14 protein-coding genes are annotated in these 14,579 nt (G+C 73.7%); 11 read left to right on the top strand and 3 right to left on the bottom strand.

What is annotated here, in order from left to right; all coding sequences use genetic code 11:
* The first annotated feature begins 334 nt into the window (after positions 1–334).
* From ald to K7G61_RS07355, 7 genes are all read left to right on the top strand, one after another.
* The gene (gene ald, locus K7G61_RS07385; protein WP_225845893.1) at positions 335–1,450 is read left to right on the top strand and encodes an alanine dehydrogenase; all 1,116 of its coding nucleotides are present in this window, start codon (positions 335–337) and stop codon (positions 1,448–1,450) included.
* Between the two features lie 358 nt (positions 1,451–1,808).
* The gene (locus K7G61_RS07380) at positions 1,809–2,774 is read left to right on the top strand and encodes a ParA family protein (RefSeq protein WP_225845845.1); all 966 of its coding nucleotides are present in this window, start codon (positions 1,809–1,811) and stop codon (positions 2,772–2,774) included.
* Positions 2,759–3,430 carry a hypothetical protein gene (locus K7G61_RS07375; protein WP_225845844.1) on the top strand — a complete coding sequence of 224 codons (672 nt, stop codon included), beginning with the start codon at positions 2,759–2,761 and terminating at the stop codon, positions 3,428–3,430. Before K7G61_RS07380 ends, K7G61_RS07375 begins: the two co-directional genes overlap by 16 nt.
* Before the next feature lie 70 nt (positions 3,431–3,500).
* Complete coding sequence (locus tag K7G61_RS07370; RefSeq protein WP_225845843.1) at positions 3,501–4,820, top strand: ScpA family protein; 1,320 nt, start codon at positions 3,501–3,503, stop codon at positions 4,818–4,820.
* A complete protein-coding gene (scpB, locus tag K7G61_RS07365) occupies positions 4,817–5,491 on the top strand; it encodes an SMC-Scp complex subunit ScpB (RefSeq protein ID WP_225845842.1) in 675 nt (224 codons plus the stop codon). Before K7G61_RS07370 ends, scpB begins: the two co-directional genes overlap by 4 nt.
* A complete protein-coding gene (locus K7G61_RS07360) occupies positions 5,491–6,633 on the top strand; it encodes a pseudouridine synthase (protein ID WP_225845841.1) in 1,143 nt (380 codons plus the stop codon). Before scpB ends, K7G61_RS07360 begins: the two co-directional genes overlap by 1 nt.
* A 108-nt stretch (positions 6,634–6,741) precedes the next feature.
* Positions 6,742–7,803 carry an ADP-ribosylglycohydrolase family protein gene (locus tag K7G61_RS07355; RefSeq protein ID WP_225845840.1) on the top strand — a complete coding sequence of 354 codons (1,062 nt, stop codon included), beginning with the start codon at positions 6,742–6,744 and terminating at the stop codon, positions 7,801–7,803.
* Here the strand turns inward: K7G61_RS07355 and K7G61_RS07350 are convergent.
* Positions 7,732–8,526, bottom strand: a complete 795-nt coding sequence (locus K7G61_RS07350; protein ID WP_225845839.1) for a DNA polymerase beta superfamily protein — start codon at positions 8,524–8,526, stop codon at positions 7,732–7,734. The two genes, K7G61_RS07355 and K7G61_RS07350, sit on opposite strands and share 72 nt — an antisense overlap.
* Positions 8,527–8,926: 400 nt before the next feature.
* On the opposite strand from K7G61_RS07350, the gene K7G61_RS07345 reads away from it, so the two are divergent.
* The 4 genes from K7G61_RS07345 to der all read left to right on the top strand — a co-directional run bounded on the left by K7G61_RS07345 (position 8,927) and on the right by der (position 13,001).
* Positions 8,927–10,012 carry a prephenate dehydrogenase gene (locus K7G61_RS07345; protein ID WP_225845838.1) on the top strand — a complete coding sequence of 362 codons (1,086 nt, stop codon included), beginning with the start codon at positions 8,927–8,929 and terminating at the stop codon, positions 10,010–10,012.
* Positions 10,013–10,165: 153 nt separating this feature from the next.
* Positions 10,166–10,846, top strand: coding sequence for a (d)CMP kinase (gene cmk, locus K7G61_RS07340; RefSeq protein ID WP_225845837.1), 681 nt, complete (start codon positions 10,166–10,168; stop codon positions 10,844–10,846).
* Positions 10,836–11,492 (top strand): 1-acyl-sn-glycerol-3-phosphate acyltransferase, encoded by a 657-nt coding sequence (locus K7G61_RS07335; RefSeq protein WP_225845836.1) that lies wholly within the window; start codon positions 10,836–10,838, stop codon positions 11,490–11,492. The genes cmk and K7G61_RS07335 overlap by 11 nt, the downstream gene beginning before the upstream one ends.
* 60 nt (positions 11,493–11,552) lie before the next feature.
* A complete protein-coding gene (gene der / locus K7G61_RS07330; protein WP_225845835.1) occupies positions 11,553–13,001 on the top strand; it encodes a ribosome biogenesis GTPase Der in 1,449 nt (482 codons plus the stop codon).
* 110 nt (positions 13,002–13,111) lie between these two features.
* On the opposite strand, the gene K7G61_RS07325 is transcribed toward der, so the two are convergent.
* Entirely contained in the window at positions 13,112–13,465 is a 354-nt protein-coding gene (locus K7G61_RS07325) for a hypothetical protein (protein WP_308190600.1), read from the bottom strand.
* 170 nt (positions 13,466–13,635) lie between these two features.
* A complete protein-coding gene (locus K7G61_RS07320; RefSeq protein WP_225845834.1) occupies positions 13,636–14,472 on the bottom strand; it encodes a hypothetical protein in 837 nt (278 codons plus the stop codon).
* Between the last annotated feature and the right edge of the window lie 107 nt (positions 14,473–14,579).

The following is a 14,579-nucleotide window of genomic DNA, read 5'->3' as shown; positions in this document are numbered from 1 at the left end:
CACGCTTCCCGTTCCTGTCCCGCACCTGTCCCACACCCGTCCCGCCCCTGTCCTGCCGCTGTCCTGCCCCTGTTTCTGCCCCGCCGCCCGTCGGCCGCGGGCCGGCCCCGCCCCCGCCCTCCGACCAGCGTGATCGTCCGCCACACGCCACCGTCGACCTACGAAACTGCCAATGCTCCCGGCCGAACCAACCATTTTGTAAGGCTGGACACAGGCTCTTCCTTCACTAGACTGGGCCTCACCGCGGACAACGCGGTCAGGTCCGACGTGTCGTGCCTTCTCGCAGCATGTCTGGACAACCTCCAGTCTCCCTGAGTCAAGGACCGTGATCGACGTGAAGGTGGGCATCCCCCGCGAGGTCAAGAACAACGAGTTCCGCGTGGCCATCACCCCGGCCGGAGTGCACGAACTCGTACGAGGCGGACACCGCGTCGTCGTGGAGCAGGGGGCGGGCCGCGGCTCCTCCATCCCGGACGAGGAGTACGCGGCGGCCGGCGCCGTCATCCTGCCGACCGCCGACGAGGTGTGGGCCGAGGCGGACCTGCTGCTGAAGGTCAAGGAGCCGATCGCCGAGGAGTACCACCGGCTCCGCAAGGACCAGACCCTCTTCACCTACCTCCACCTGGCCGCCTCCCGCGAGTGCACCGACGCGCTGCTGGAGTCCGGCACCACCGCGATCGCGTACGAGACGGTCGAGACCCCCGGCCGCCACCTGCCGCTGCTCGCCCCGATGTCCGAGGTGGCCGGCCGGCTCGCCCCGCAGGTCGGCGCGTACCACCTGATGCGCTCGGCGGGCGGGCGCGGGGTGCTGCCCGGCGGTGTGCCCGGCGTCAAGTCGGGCATCGCGGTCGTCATCGGCGCCGGCGTCTCCGGCTGGCACGCGGCCACCATCGCGCTCGGCCTCGGCTTCCACGTCACCCTTCTCGACAAGGACGTCAACAAGCTGCGCGAGGCCGACAAGGTCTTCGGCAACCGCGTGCAGACCCTCGCGTCCAACGCGTTCGCACTGGAACAGGCCGTCACCGAGGCCGACCTGGTGATCGGCGCCGTGCTCATCCCCGGCGCCAAGGCGCCCAAGCTGGTGAGCAACGAGCTGGTCTCCCGCATGAAGCCCGGCTCCGTGCTCGTCGACATCGCCATCGACCAAGGCGGCTGCTTCGAGGACTCGCGGCCCACCACGCACGCCGAGCCGACCTTCACCGTGCACGACTCGGTGTTCTACTGCGTCGCCAACATGCCCGGCGCCGTGCCCAACACCTCCACGTACGCGCTGACCAACGCGACCCTTCCGTACATCGTCGAACTGGCCGACCGCGGCTGGCACGAGGCGCTGCGGCGCGACGCGGCACTCGCCCGCGGCCTCAACGTCCATGAGGGCCAGGTCGTTTACGGTCCGGTGGCCGAGGCGCACGGCCTCGAACCGGTCGATCTGCACACGCTGCTGGGCTGACCTCGCGCCTGGGGTCAACTCCGCGTGAACGGCCGGGGCTTGAGGGACAAAGCCCGGCCGTTCACGCGCTTACGCCCTTGACAGGCGGGTGTTCGGTTACCGACACATCGTGCCGTGTCCGGCGGATTGTGTTGCTGCGAACCACCGACACGCCATAGAGTCGCGAAACGTCGGCTGTAGTCACCACGCTGACCTGTCTAGAAGTTTCCTGGTCACCAAGGAGGTAAGACGACTTGTGAATGAGTCGACATTTGCTCCCGGGGGTGGTCAACCAGGAACGACCGTCGGTTCCGTCGCGGTCCGTACCTTCGAGTCCCGCCGACCCGATACGACCACCGGGACGCAACCTGCTTACGCCATGACGCACTACGACGACAACGACGACCTGCAGGACGGTCAGTTCTACGACCCCGACGCCGAGTACGAGCCCGATCCGGAGTACGCCGCCACCCTGGCCCCGGACGCCGCCCGCCAGCGCCGGGAGCGCGTCGGCCCCACCGGCCGCCCCCTTCCGTACTTCCCGATCCCCAACCCGCTCACCGACCACGGTCCCGCGAAGATCGTCGCGATGTGCAACCAGAAGGGCGGGGTCGGCAAGACCACCTCCACCATCAACCTGGGCGCGGCCCTGGCCGAGTACGGCCGCCGGGTGCTGCTGGTCGACTTCGACCCCCAGGGCGCGCTGTCGGTCGGCCTCGGCGTCAACCCGATGGAACTCGACATCACGGTCTACAACCTGCTGATGGAGCGCGGGCTGGCGGCCGACGAGGTGCTGCTGAAGACCGCGGTGCCCGGCATGGACCTGCTGCCCAGCAACATCGACCTGTCGGCCGCCGAGGTCCAGCTCGTCAGCGAGGTGGCCCGCGAGTCGGCGCTGCAGCGCGCCCTGAAGCCGCTGATGTCCGACTACGACTACATCGTCATCGACTGCCAGCCCTCCCTCGGCCTGCTCACCGTGAACGCGCTGACCGCCGCGCACTCGGTGATCGTGCCGCTGGAGTGCGAGTTCTTCGCGCTGCGCGGCGTCGCCCTGCTCACCGAGACCATCGAGAAGGTCCGCGAGCGGCTCAACCCGGAGCTCGAACTCGACGGCATCCTCGCCACGATGTACGACTCCAGGACCGTGCACAGCCGCGAGGTGCTCGCCCGGGTCGTCGAGGCGTTCGACGACCACGTCTTCCACACGGTCATCGGCCGGACCGTACGGTTCCCCGAGACCACCGTCGCCGGTGAGCCGATCACCACGTACGCGTCCAACTCCGTCGGTGCCGCCGCCTACCGCCAGCTCGCCAGGGAGGTGCTCGCCCGGTGCCACGCCGAGTGAGTCTGCCCGGCGCCGACGAACTGTTCCGGACCACCGGCGGAGCCGCGCTCCAGGCACCCACCCCGCGGCAGCACGCCGGTGGCGAGGACAAGGCGGCGGCGCAGGGCGACACGCGGTTGCGGCCGGTCCCGGACGAGGAGGAGGGCAGGGACGGCGCGGCCGAATCCCGGCCCGGCGCGGCCCAGCGGGGCGACGGCGGTGAGCACGCCGGCCGCGACGCCGTGTCCGCCCGCAGGCAGCTCACCGGGGAGCGCTCCGGCGTGCCCTCGGCCGCCGCCGCGCCGCCGACCGTGACGGCCACCGTCACCCCGCAGGTCCCGCCGGTCGGCTCCACCGGCCCGTCCGCCGCGGACCGGGAACGGCCCGTGCCGCCGCCGGTCACCGCCACCCCGCAGCCCCAGGCCGCCCCGCGGCGCAAGGCCCCGCGCCAGAACCGCCGGCCCAGCGGGCGCGAGCGGCACGACGAGAAGATCACCGTCTACGTCTCCGCCGAGGAGCTGATGGACCTCGAACACGCCCGCCTCGTGCTGCGCGGCGAGCACGGGCTGGCCATCGACCGCGGCCGCATCGTCCGTGAGGCGGTCGCCGTCGTCCTCGCGGACCTGGAGTCGCGTGGCGACGCCAGCATCCTGGTCCGGCGGTTGCGCGGCCGCTGAGGACGCGGTCCGCCCGGAGCACCCGAGGGCGCGATAGCCTGCGGGTCCGACCCCCGCACCCTGGACCACCATGCCGACCACACCCGACGAGCCCGCCACCCCCCGCCGCCGCCTCGGCCGCGGCGGCGCGGCACCGGCGGAGCCGGCGGCCGAGCCGGCGCTCGCCGAACCGGAAGGTGCGGAGCCGGACACCGCGGACGTGACGGACGCCGCCCAAGTACCCGGCGCGGCACACGTACCCGACTCGTTCACCTCATCCGACTCATCCGACTCATCCGACTCAGCCGACGCGTTCGACCCATCCGACCCATCCGGCGTGTCCGGCGTGTCCGGTGAGCCCGCCGGGTCCGACGCGCCGGAACCCGCGCCCGGACAGGTGCCGGAGCCGGGGCCCGAGTCGGGCGCGGGGCCCGAGGGGGACGCAGCCGGGGAGCCCGAGGAGGCCCGGGAGGGCGGCGGGGCGCGGTTCACCGTGCGGCTGGCGAACTTCGAGGGACCCTTCGACCTGCTGCTCCAGCTCATCTCGAAGCACAAGCTCGACGTCACCGAGGTCGCGCTCTCGAAGGTGACCAACGAGTTCATGGCCTACATCCACGCCATGGGCCCGGACTGGGACCTCGACCAGACCACGGAGTTCCTCGTGGTGGCCGCCACGCTGCTGGATCTCAAGGCGGCCCGGCTGCTGCCCTCCGCAGAGGTGGAGGACGAGGCCGACCTGGCGCTGCTGGAGGCCAGGGACCTGCTGTTCGCGCGGCTGCTGCAGTACCGGGCGTTCAAGCGGATCGCCGCGATCTTCGCCGAGCGGCTGGAGAACGAGGCGCTGCGCTCCCCGCGTACCGTCGGCCTGGAGCCGCAGCACGCCGAACTGCTGCCCGAGGTGGTGCTCAGCGTCGGCCCGCAGCGGTTCGCCCGGCTCGCGGTCAAGGCGATGCAGCCCAAGCCGAAGCCGCAGGTGTACGTCGACCACATCCACGCCCCCCTGGTCAGCGTCCGTGAGCAGGCCGAGCACGTGATCGCACTGCTGCGGGCGAGGGGCTCGGCCAGCTTCCAGGAGATCACCGAGGACGCGGCCGACACCTTGACCGTCGTCGCCCGCTTCCTCGCCCTGCTGGAGCTGTACCGGGAGAAGGCGGTGGCCCTCGACCAGGCGGAGGCACTGGGAGCGCTGCAGATCCGCTGGACCGGCGCCGCCGAGGACACCGGCGTACCCCTGGTGACCGACGAGTTCGACCAGGAGGCCGCACCCAAGGACGCGAGGGACGCCGACGGCAAGGACGCGGGGAAGGCCGGCGCCCATGACGCGAGGGACACCGGCGCCGAGGACGCGCAGGACGCCAAGGACACCCGGGGCGCCGCCCGCACCCCGGGTACGAACGGAGAGCAGGAATGACCGACCTCGCCCAGCCGGCGGCCGTCACCGCGGCCGACCGGTCCGCCCAGCCCCCCTCCTCTTCGCCGACCGCGGAGCTGGACCTCAAGCCCGCCCTGGAGGCGGTCCTGATGGTCGTCGACGAGCCCGCCACCGAGGAGCATCTCGCCAAGGTGCTGGAACGGCCGCGCCGCGCGGTGGCCAAGGCGCTGCGCGACCTGTCCGAGGACTACACCCGTGAGGGCCGCGGCTTCGACCTGCGGCTGGTGGCCGGCGGCTGGCGGTTCTACACCAGGCCCGCGTACGCGCCCGCCGTCGAGAAGTTCGTGCTGGACGGCCAGCAGGCCCGGCTCACCCAGGCCGCGCTGGAGACGCTCGCCGTGGTCGCCTACCGGCAGCCGGTCAGCCGTTCCCGGGTCTCCGCGGTGCGTGGCGTCAACTGCGACGGCGTGATGCGGACCCTGCTCCAGCGCGGGCTGATCGAGGAGGTTGGGACGGAACCCGAGACAGGTGCGATCCTGTACGGGACGACGAACTACTTCCTGGAACGCATGGGCCTGCGCAGCCTCGACGAGCTGCCCGAGCTCGCCCCGTTCCTGCCGGAGGCGGACGCGGTCGAGGCGGAGTCCCAGGAGGGGGTGCCGTCGTTCGACCCGGACGCACCGGACGACACCTCGACAACGGACATTTGATGCGAAGCAGTGACAGGAACAGCGGCGGCGACCGCAACGGCCGCGGTGGCGGCGACCGGCGCGGGGGCGGCCCCGACCGCCGCGGCGCGGGCGCACGCGACCGGCGCTCCCCGGGCGGCGCCCAGGACCGGCGCTCCCCGGGCGGCGCCCAGGACCGGCGCGACGGCGCCCCGCAGCGCCCCAGGAAGCCGCGCCCCGAGGAGCGCCGCTACGACGTGGGCGACACCGGGCAGTCCGGCGCGAACAAGCCCGGCGGCATGCCCCGCACCAAGGGCACGACCCCCAAGGCGACCGGCAACCGGGGACGGGGGACCGTGCCGGCCCGGCCGCGCGAGCTGGACGCCCAGATCGAGGAGCGCAACCGGAACCGGCACGACAAGCCCCGGCCGAACCTGCCCAAGACCTTCCCCGGCGCCGAGCAGGAGGGCGAGCGGCTGCAGAAGGTGCTGGCCAGGGCCGGCATGGGCTCGCGGCGGGCCTGCGAGGAGCTGATCGAGCAGCGGCGGGTCGAGGTCAACGGCGAGGTCGTCACCGAGCAGGGCATGCGCGTGGACCCCGAGCGCGACGAGGTGAAGGTCGACGGCCTGACCGTGGCCACCCAGTCGTACCTGTTCTTCGCGCTCAACAAGCCGGCCGGTGTCGTGTCCACCATGGAGGACCCGGACGGGCGGCAGTGCCTGGGCGACTACGTCACCAACCGCGAGACGCGGCTGTTCCACGTCGGCCGGCTGGACACCGAGACCGAGGGCATCATCCTGCTCACCAACCACGGCGAGCTGGCCCACCGGCTCACCCACCCCCGGTACGGAGTGAAGAAGACCTACCTCGCCGCCATCCAGGGCCCGCTGCCGCGCGACCTGGGCAAGCAGCTGAAGAACGGCATCCAGCTGGAGGACGGCTGGGCCCGCGCCGACCACTTCAGGATCGTCCAGAACACCGGCAAGAACTACCTGGTCGAGGTCACCCTCCACGAGGGCCGCAAGCACATCGTCCGCCGCATGCTCGCCGAGGCCGGCTTCCCCGTCGACAAACTGGTCCGCACCAACTTCGGACCCATCGCGCTCGGCGACCAGAAGTCCGGATGGCTGCGCCGCCTGACCAACACCGAGGTCGGCATGCTGATGCGCGAGGTCGACCTGTAGCCGTGGCGCCGCCGGGGCGCCGGGACCGGGACCGGTACGGGGGCGGCCGGGCCACCGCGGCCGCCGAAACCGCCGCGAGGCGGGCGCGCGACGCGGTTGGATGGCCCGATGACGACCGTTCCCCCGCACAAGCGCGCGGCCACCGGCACCCTGACAGGTCTGGCTCTGGGCGACGCCCTCGGCTTCCCGACCGAGTTCAACACCGTCGCCATGATCGAGGCGAAGTTCGGGCCGTGGCGCGAGATGGACCTGGCCCAGCCCGCGTTCGTCTCCGACGACACCCAGATGACGCTCGCCTTCGCCCGCGCGCTGCGGAAGACGGCGGCGGCGGGTCCGGTCACGCCGGCGCGGCTGGCCGGACCCGTGCGCGAGGAGTTCGTCGCGTGGTCGCGCTCGCCGGACAACAACCGGGCGCCGGGGCGTACCTGCATGACCGCCTGCGACCTCCTCGCCCGGCCCGGGAGGCGCTGGCAGGAGGCGAGCCAGACGGGCTCCAAGGGATGCGGGGCCAACATGCGGGTCGCGCCCGCCGCGCTCCTGCCGGGGCTGGGGGAGCGGGCCCGGGCAGGTGTCGCCCAGTTGCAGGCCGCCCTCACCCACGGCCACCCCACCGGCCTGGCCGCCTCGGACCTGACCGCGTACACCGTGCGGCTGCTCGCCGAGGGCGCCCGGCCCGGTGAACTGCCCGGCCTGCTGCGGCAGTACGTGGCGGCCAACCGCTCGTACTACCACGAGTACTGGCTCGGCGACCTGTGGGCGTACGCGCAGGACCCCTCGCCGGCCCACTTCATCGAGCGCGGCTGGGACGAGTGCACGCGGGTGCTCGACCGGCTCGACGCCGCGCTGCGCGACGCGGACCGGGAGGCGGATCCGTGCCTGGCCACCGGGGCCGGATGGGTCGCCGAGGAGGCGTTCGCCACCGGACTGCTGTGCTTCCTGCTCTTCCCCGAGGAGCCGGTCACCGCGCTGCGGCGGGCCGCGTGCACCTCGGGGGACTCCGACTCGATCGCCTGCCTGACCGGCGCCTTCGCCGGTGCTCACCTGGGCGCCGCGGCCTGGCCCGAGGCGTGGGCCGGCCGGATCGAGTACGGGGAGGAGCTACGGGCGCTGGGACGGGAGTGGGACGAGGGGCAGGGCGGGCAGGGCGGCGGGAGGAGGGAACGCGGCTGAGGGTGCGGCCGGGGGAGCGGGCCGGGCGCGAGCCTCTGCAGCGGAGGCGCGGCGGACCCGGATCAGGAAGTCCTCCACGCGGGGGCGGTCCGGGTCGGCGGGCAGTGGCGTACGGGCGGCGGCCGCGTCGGCCTCGTCCATGAGCGCGCGCATCCAGGACCGCACCTCCGGCCAGGTGCGCTCACCGCGTTTGACCGCCAGGAGACGGTCGCGGTGCTCGCTCGCGTCCACGGTCAGCCGGCCCGTGCGCAGCACGTCACGCAAGCTGATCAGCAGCCGGATCAGGTGCATGGCGTGCTTCCAGCGCGGCTCGCCGCGGGTGCGGATGTCGGCCTCGATGCGGGCGAGCTGCTGGGCGGCGTGCCCGCGGAAGGACGCGTCCAGACGCCGGGACAGGAAGGCGTCGCGCAGGCCGAGCAGCTCCTCGCCGGTGGCGTCCACCCGCTCCACGATCGGCGAGTGCAGGACCTCCAGGACACCGGGGCTGGACCGCAGCGCGAGCAGGCAGAAGCGCTCCAGCTCCCAGGAGAACTCCTCCTCCCGCGGGCCCGTCACGTGCGTCGGCGGCTTCTCGAACCCCCAGAACAGCGGCGTCGGCGCCACGAACACCCCGCGCCGGTCCGTGTCGCTGTCCCGCGTGGCCAGACCGAACGCGCGCGAGCCCATGACGCAGGCATAAACCGTGTGCTCCCGGACGAGGTCGTGCCCCAGAGGATCGCGCATGAGGGCGATTATCGTCATGAAGCCCGAGCAGGCGCCGGGGTTTCCGCTGCTTCGAACGGTGACCAGGAGCACAAGGGGATCAGCGGGATCAGCGGGGCCCCGGGGGACACGGGGAAAGGCGGGGCCGGCGCGCGCCCCGCACACCACCGCACGCTCCCGCCCCGCACACCACCGCACGCTCCCGCCTCGCACGCCATCGCGCGCTCCCGCCCTGCGCGCCGCACGCCCCCCGCCCCGCTCGCCGCGGGCCACCGCACCCCCCCGCCCGCGAATCTCGCCCCGCGCGTCTCGCCCCGCGGTCGGCCGCCCGCCGCGCCCGTCCGCTTCACTACCCTGGTTCGCGAACGGCGCCGGCGGAACCCCGGCGCGCGATCCCCGACCAGCCAGTGAGGAAGCCCCCGTGAGGACCGCCCTCGTCATCGGTACCGGCCTGGTGGGCACGTCCGCCGCCCTCGCGCTCAGCGCCCGCGGTGTCGACGTCCACCTCACCGACCACGACGACTCGGCCGTACGCACCGCGGCCGCGCTCGGCGCCGGGACCGCCGGGGTGCCGCAGGCGCCGGTCGACCTGGTGATCGTCGCCGTACCGCCGGCCCATGTCGCGCCCGCGCTGGCCGACGCCCTCGCCCAGCGCCTGGGCCGCGCGTACCTGGACGTGGCCAGCGTCAAGGGCGGCCCGCGCCGCGACCTGGAGGCGCTGGGCTGCGACCTGTCCGCGTACATCGGCACCCACCCGATGGCCGGCCGGGAGCGCTCCGGCCCGCTGGCCGCCACAGCCGACCTCTTCGAGGGCCGCCCCTGGGTGCTGACCCCCACCCCCGACACCGACACCGAGGTGCTCAACCTCGCCCTGGAACTGGTGGCCCTGTGCCGGGCGGTGCCGGTCGTCATGGACGCCGACGCGCACGACCGCGCGGTCGCCCTCGTCTCGCACACCCCGCAGCTGGTCTCCAGCATGGTCGCGGCCCGCCTGGAGCACGCCGACGACAGCGCGGTGCGCCTGTGCGGGCAGGGCATCCTCGACGTCACACGGATCGCGGGCTCCGGCCCCGCCATGTGGATGGACATCCTGGCCGCCAACCCCGGCCCGGTCGCCGACGTCCTCACCGACATCGCCGCGGACCTCGCAGGCGCCGTCGCCGCCCTGCGCGCCCTGGAGAGCGGAGACGAGGACAAGCGGCGCGGCGGTGCGGCCGGCATCGAGGACATCCTGCGCCGGGGCAACACCGGCCGCGCCAAGGTGCCCGGCAAGCACGGCGCCGCTCCCAAGCCGTACGAGATCGTCGCCGTCCTCATCGGCGACCAGCCCGGCGAGCTGGCCCGCGTCTTCGCCGACGCCGGCGCCGCGGGCGTCAACATCGAGGACGTCCGCATCGAGCACTCCACGGGCCAGCAGGCCGGCCTGGTCCAGCTGATGGTCGAGCCGCGCTCGGCCCCGACCCTGGCCGCGGCCCTGCGCGAGCGGGGCTGGGCGCTGCGGAAGTAGGCCGCCCCCTTCCACGGGCGGGCGGCCTGCCGCGACCCGTCGCGCCGGTCGGTCGGCGCGGCCCGAGCGGGGACCGCGCACCCCCAGGTGCCCGGTAACCTTGAACGACGGCACTCACGACCCCCCGACCACCACCTCAGGAAGGCCCCTGCAGTGACACAGACGGTGATCGCGATCGACGGCCCCTCCGGCACGGGCAAGTCGAGCACGTCGAAGGCGGTCGCCGCCAAGCTCGGGCTGAGCTACCTGGACACCGGCGCCCAGTACCGGGCGATCACCTGGTGGATGCTGAACAACGGCGTGGACGTCGACGACCCCGTGGCCGTCGCCGACGCGTCCGGGAAGCCGGCCATCGTCTCGGGCACCGACCCGGCCGACCCCACCATCACCGTGGACGGCGAGGACGTGACCGGCCCGATCCGCGGCCAGGACGTCACCTCGGCGGTCAGCGCCGTGAGCGCCGTCCCGGAGGTGCGGGCCCGGATGGTGGAGTTCCAGCGCGCCGTGGCCGCCGCCGCGTCCGGCGGCATCGTGGTCGAGGGCCGCGACATAGGGACCACCGTCTTCCCCGACGCCCCCGTCAAGATCTTCCTGACCGCCTCGGCCGAGGCCCGCGCGGCCCGCCGCAGCGGTGAGCTGAAGGGCGCGGTGAGCGTCGCCGACACCCAGGCCGCACTGGCCAGGCGGGACGCGGCCGACTCCGGCCGGACCACCTCCCCGCTGGCCATGGCCGCCGACGCGATCGAGGTCGACACCACCCGGCTGTCCCTCGACGAGGTCGTCGAGCGCGTCGTGACGCTGGTCGAGGAAAAGCGGGCCGTCCGTGACCGGTGAGCCCGATTCCCTGCCGGGAGTGGGCGGGGCCGAATTCGCGCGCCGTCTCGGCGTCGGCCTGACGCGCGGCCTGTACCGGCCCAGGGTGTTCGGCGACTGGCGGGTGCCCTCGCAGGGCCCGGTCATCCTCGCCGTCAACCACAGCCACAACGTCGACGGCCCGATGCTCTTCGGCGCCACGCCCCGCCCCGCGCACTTCCTGGTGAAGAAGGAGGCGTTCACCGGGCCGCTCGGCACGTTCCTGCGCGCCATCGGCCAGATCCCGGTGGACCGCCACCACGCCGACCGGGCCGCGATCACCGCCGCCCTCGGCGTCCTCGGCCGCGGCGGCGTCCTCGGCATCTTCCCCGAAGGCACCCGGGGCGACGGCGACTTCGCCGAGCTGCGCGCGGGCCTGGCGTACTTCGCGGTGCGCTCGGGAGCGCCGGTCGTGCCCGTCGTCGTGCTCGGCAGCGCCCGCCGGGGGCGCGTGGTGACCTCGCTGCCGCCGCTGCGTGCCCGTATCGACATCGTCTTCGGCGAGCCCTTCGCGGCGGACGACGGCTCCGGGCGGCGGACCAGGTCCGCGCTGGACGCCGCGACCGCCCGGATCCAGAAGCGGCTCGCCGCGCACCTGGCCGAGGCCCGGCAGGCCACCGGCCGCTGAACCACCCCGCTGCCGCCACACCGACGAACGGCAGCCCTTGTTGACCGACGGAGAGACCTCATGGACCAGCACGACGAACACGGCGACCTCGGCGAGGCCGAATACGCCGAGTTCCTGGAGATGGCCGCCGAGGAGGGCTTCGACCTCGACGAGGTGGCCGAGGACCTCGCGGAGGCCGGCCACGGTCCGCTGCCGGTGCTCGCCGTCGTCGGCCGCCCCAATGTCGGCAAGTCGACCCTGGTGAACCGGATCATCGGCCGCCGCGAGGCGGTCGTGGAGGACCGCCCCGGCGTGACCCGCGACCGGGTCACGTACGAGGCGAACTGGAACGGCCGCCGCTTCAAGATCGTCGACACCGGCGGCTGGGAGCAGGACGTGCTGGGCATCGACGCCTCCGTCGCCGCGCAGGCCGAGTTCGCCATCGAGGCCGCCGACGCGGTGGTCTTCGTCGTCGATGCCACGGTCGGCGCCACCGACACGGACGAGGCGGTCGTCAAGCTGCTGCGCCGCGCGGGCAGGCCGGTGGTGCTGGCCGCCAACAAGGTCGACGGCCCGTCCGGCGAGGCCGACGCCGCCATGCTGTGGAACCTCGGCCTCGGCGAGCCCTTCCCGGTCTCCTCGCTGCACGGCCGGGGCGTCGGCGACCTGCTGGACGCCATCATGGACGCGCTGCCCGAGGCCCCGGCGATGACCTTCGGCGAGAAGGCGGGCGGGCCGCGCCGGGTCGCCCTCATCGGCCGGCCGAATGTCGGCAAGTCGTCGCTGCTGAACAAGGTGGCCGGCGCCGAGCGCGTCGTCGTCGACGCCACCGCGGGCACCACCCGCGACCCGGTGGACGAGCTGATCGAACTCGGCGGGATCACCTGGAAGTTCATCGACACCGCGGGTATCCGCCGCCGGGTCCACCTCACCGAGGGCGCCGACTACTACGCCTCGCTGCGTACGGCGGCGGCGCTGGAGAAGGCCGAGGTCGCGGTCGTCCTGATCGACGCGAGCGAGACCCTGGCCGAGCAGGACACCCGGATCGTCTCGCTGGCCGTGGAGGCGGGCCGCGCGGTCGTCATCGCCTACAACAAGTGGGACCTGCTCGACGAGGAGCGCCGCCACTACCTGGAGCGGGAGATCGAACGGGACCTGGTCCAGGTGCAGTGGGCGCCCCGGGTGAACGTCTCGGCGCGCACCGGGCGGCACATGGAGAAGCTCGTCCCCGCGATCCAGACCGCGCTGGCCGGCTGGGAGACCCGGGTGCCCACGGGGCGGCTCAACGCCTTCCTCGGTGAGCTGGTGGCCGCCCATCCGCACCCGATCCGGGGCGGGAAGCAGCCGCGCATCCTGTTCGGGACGCAGGCGGGCACCAGGCCGCCGCGGTTCGTCCTGTTCGCCTCCGGGTTCCTGGAGGCCGGATACCGGCGGTTCATCGAGCGGCGGCTGCGCGAGGAGTTCGGCTTCGAGGGCACGCCCATCCAGGTGTCGGTACGGGTGCGGGAGAAGCGCGGCCGCAAGAAGTAGCCGGCCGCCTCCCCGCGCAGGCGGCGGCTGCCGCCCCGCCCGGTGTGCGTGGCGCGGACCGCCGCAAGCAGGGCCCGGTGCCGGCGGCCCCTCGTCGGTGCGGCCCGCGGTCAGCGCAGCCTGTTGTCGGGGCGGCCGGGCGGGAGCGCCGCCGGGCCGTTGCCGCGGTGGCGGCCCTCCTGGTCGAACGGCGGGTGCTGGACGTGCCAGGCCGCGAAGGCGTTGAACTCCAGCGCCTCCTCTCCCGTACGGTCGCCGGGCAGGGTACGGAAGAGCCTGCGGTACTCCGAATACAGCGCGTCGTAGATCGGCGTGCCCGAGCCGCTGCCCCGGGGGGCGTCCTCGGCGGTGCGCATCGGGGGGATGTAGCGCTGGTAGGGGGCTCGGGCGGAGGCGTCGAAGGTGTGCACGTAACTGCCAACGAGGGCGGATGCGCCGGGATGCGGGCCGTACGGCTGAATCACCTTCTTTGACCCCGTCAAAGGAGTACGGGCGCGCGGCGAGGTGCGCGTGACACGCGAAGGGGCGCGTACGCCGCCACGTACGCGCCCCCGGTTCGGGCGGCGGCCCGGCCGGTTCCGGCCGCCCGGGCCGCCCGGGGCCGAGCCGCCCCGCCCCGGTGTCAGGCCCGGTGTCAGGTCCCGGCCAGCGGCATCGTGGCGGCCACCAGCAGGCCGCGGGCGCAGGCCCGGGACAGCGCGTCGCGCATCAGGTCCTCCCGGGGCTGGCGGCCGATGGCGCCGGCCGGCCCCGCGTACACGTACACCTCGTTGCCGCGCGCGGCCGCCGCCCGCCAGCCGTCGCTGACCTGCAGCGGCTGGTGCGCCTGCCACCAGGCGGAGGGCTGGCCGCCGCCGGTGCCGGGCTGGAGGACGGCGTGCAGCTTGCCCATGGCCAGCAGCACCGACCAGCCGGGCAGCGGCGCCGGCCGCCGGTCGAGGTCGAGCTGCGGTACGAATCCCTGCTCGATCAGCAGGGGCAGGAAGTCGTCGCCCCCGCCGGTGGCACCCACCCGGGCCACCGGCCCCGTCGGCTCGACCACCAACGCCGGGCACAACTGCTGCTCGACGATGATCAGACCGCAGGTGATGCCCAGAACCGCCTGCCGGGGCGCCGGGTCGAGGCCCGCCGCCGGGTCCCGGTCGTGCGACCCGGCCCCGCCGTCCTCCCTGCCCTCCGGGGCGGCGCCGCCCGCCCCGATCGAGATGCTGCGCACAGCGCCCTGCAACTGCTCCTCGGAGACCGGCACGACCTGCGAGGGGATGCAGGTCGCGTGCGCGAAGGCGAGCACCGCGGTCTCGCCGCCCACGAAGAGCACCGTGCTGGTCCGCTCCTGCCCGGTGTCGCCGGGGGTGCGGCAGGACGTGCAGTCGTACGTCCCCGGGGCGTTCTCACCGGTGAGGAGCCGCTCGGTCTCCTCGTCGCCGATCTCGGCTCGTACCTCGTCGCTCACGTCGAGCAAGGGCGCCACGGGAGTCTCCTTGGAATGCGGTGGTGCGGTCATGAATTGCGGTCACGAAGCCCGAATGCCGGGCCTGCCCCGGCGCATAGTGACAACGGCGCGTCTGTGGCAGGAGT

This window comes from Streptomyces sp. HPF1205, assembly GCF_020400825.1.
In the GTDB taxonomy this organism is placed as follows: Bacteria; Actinomycetota; Actinomycetes; order Streptomycetales; family Streptomycetaceae; genus Actinacidiphila.
This window is presented reverse-complemented; position numbering and strand designations above follow the sequence as displayed.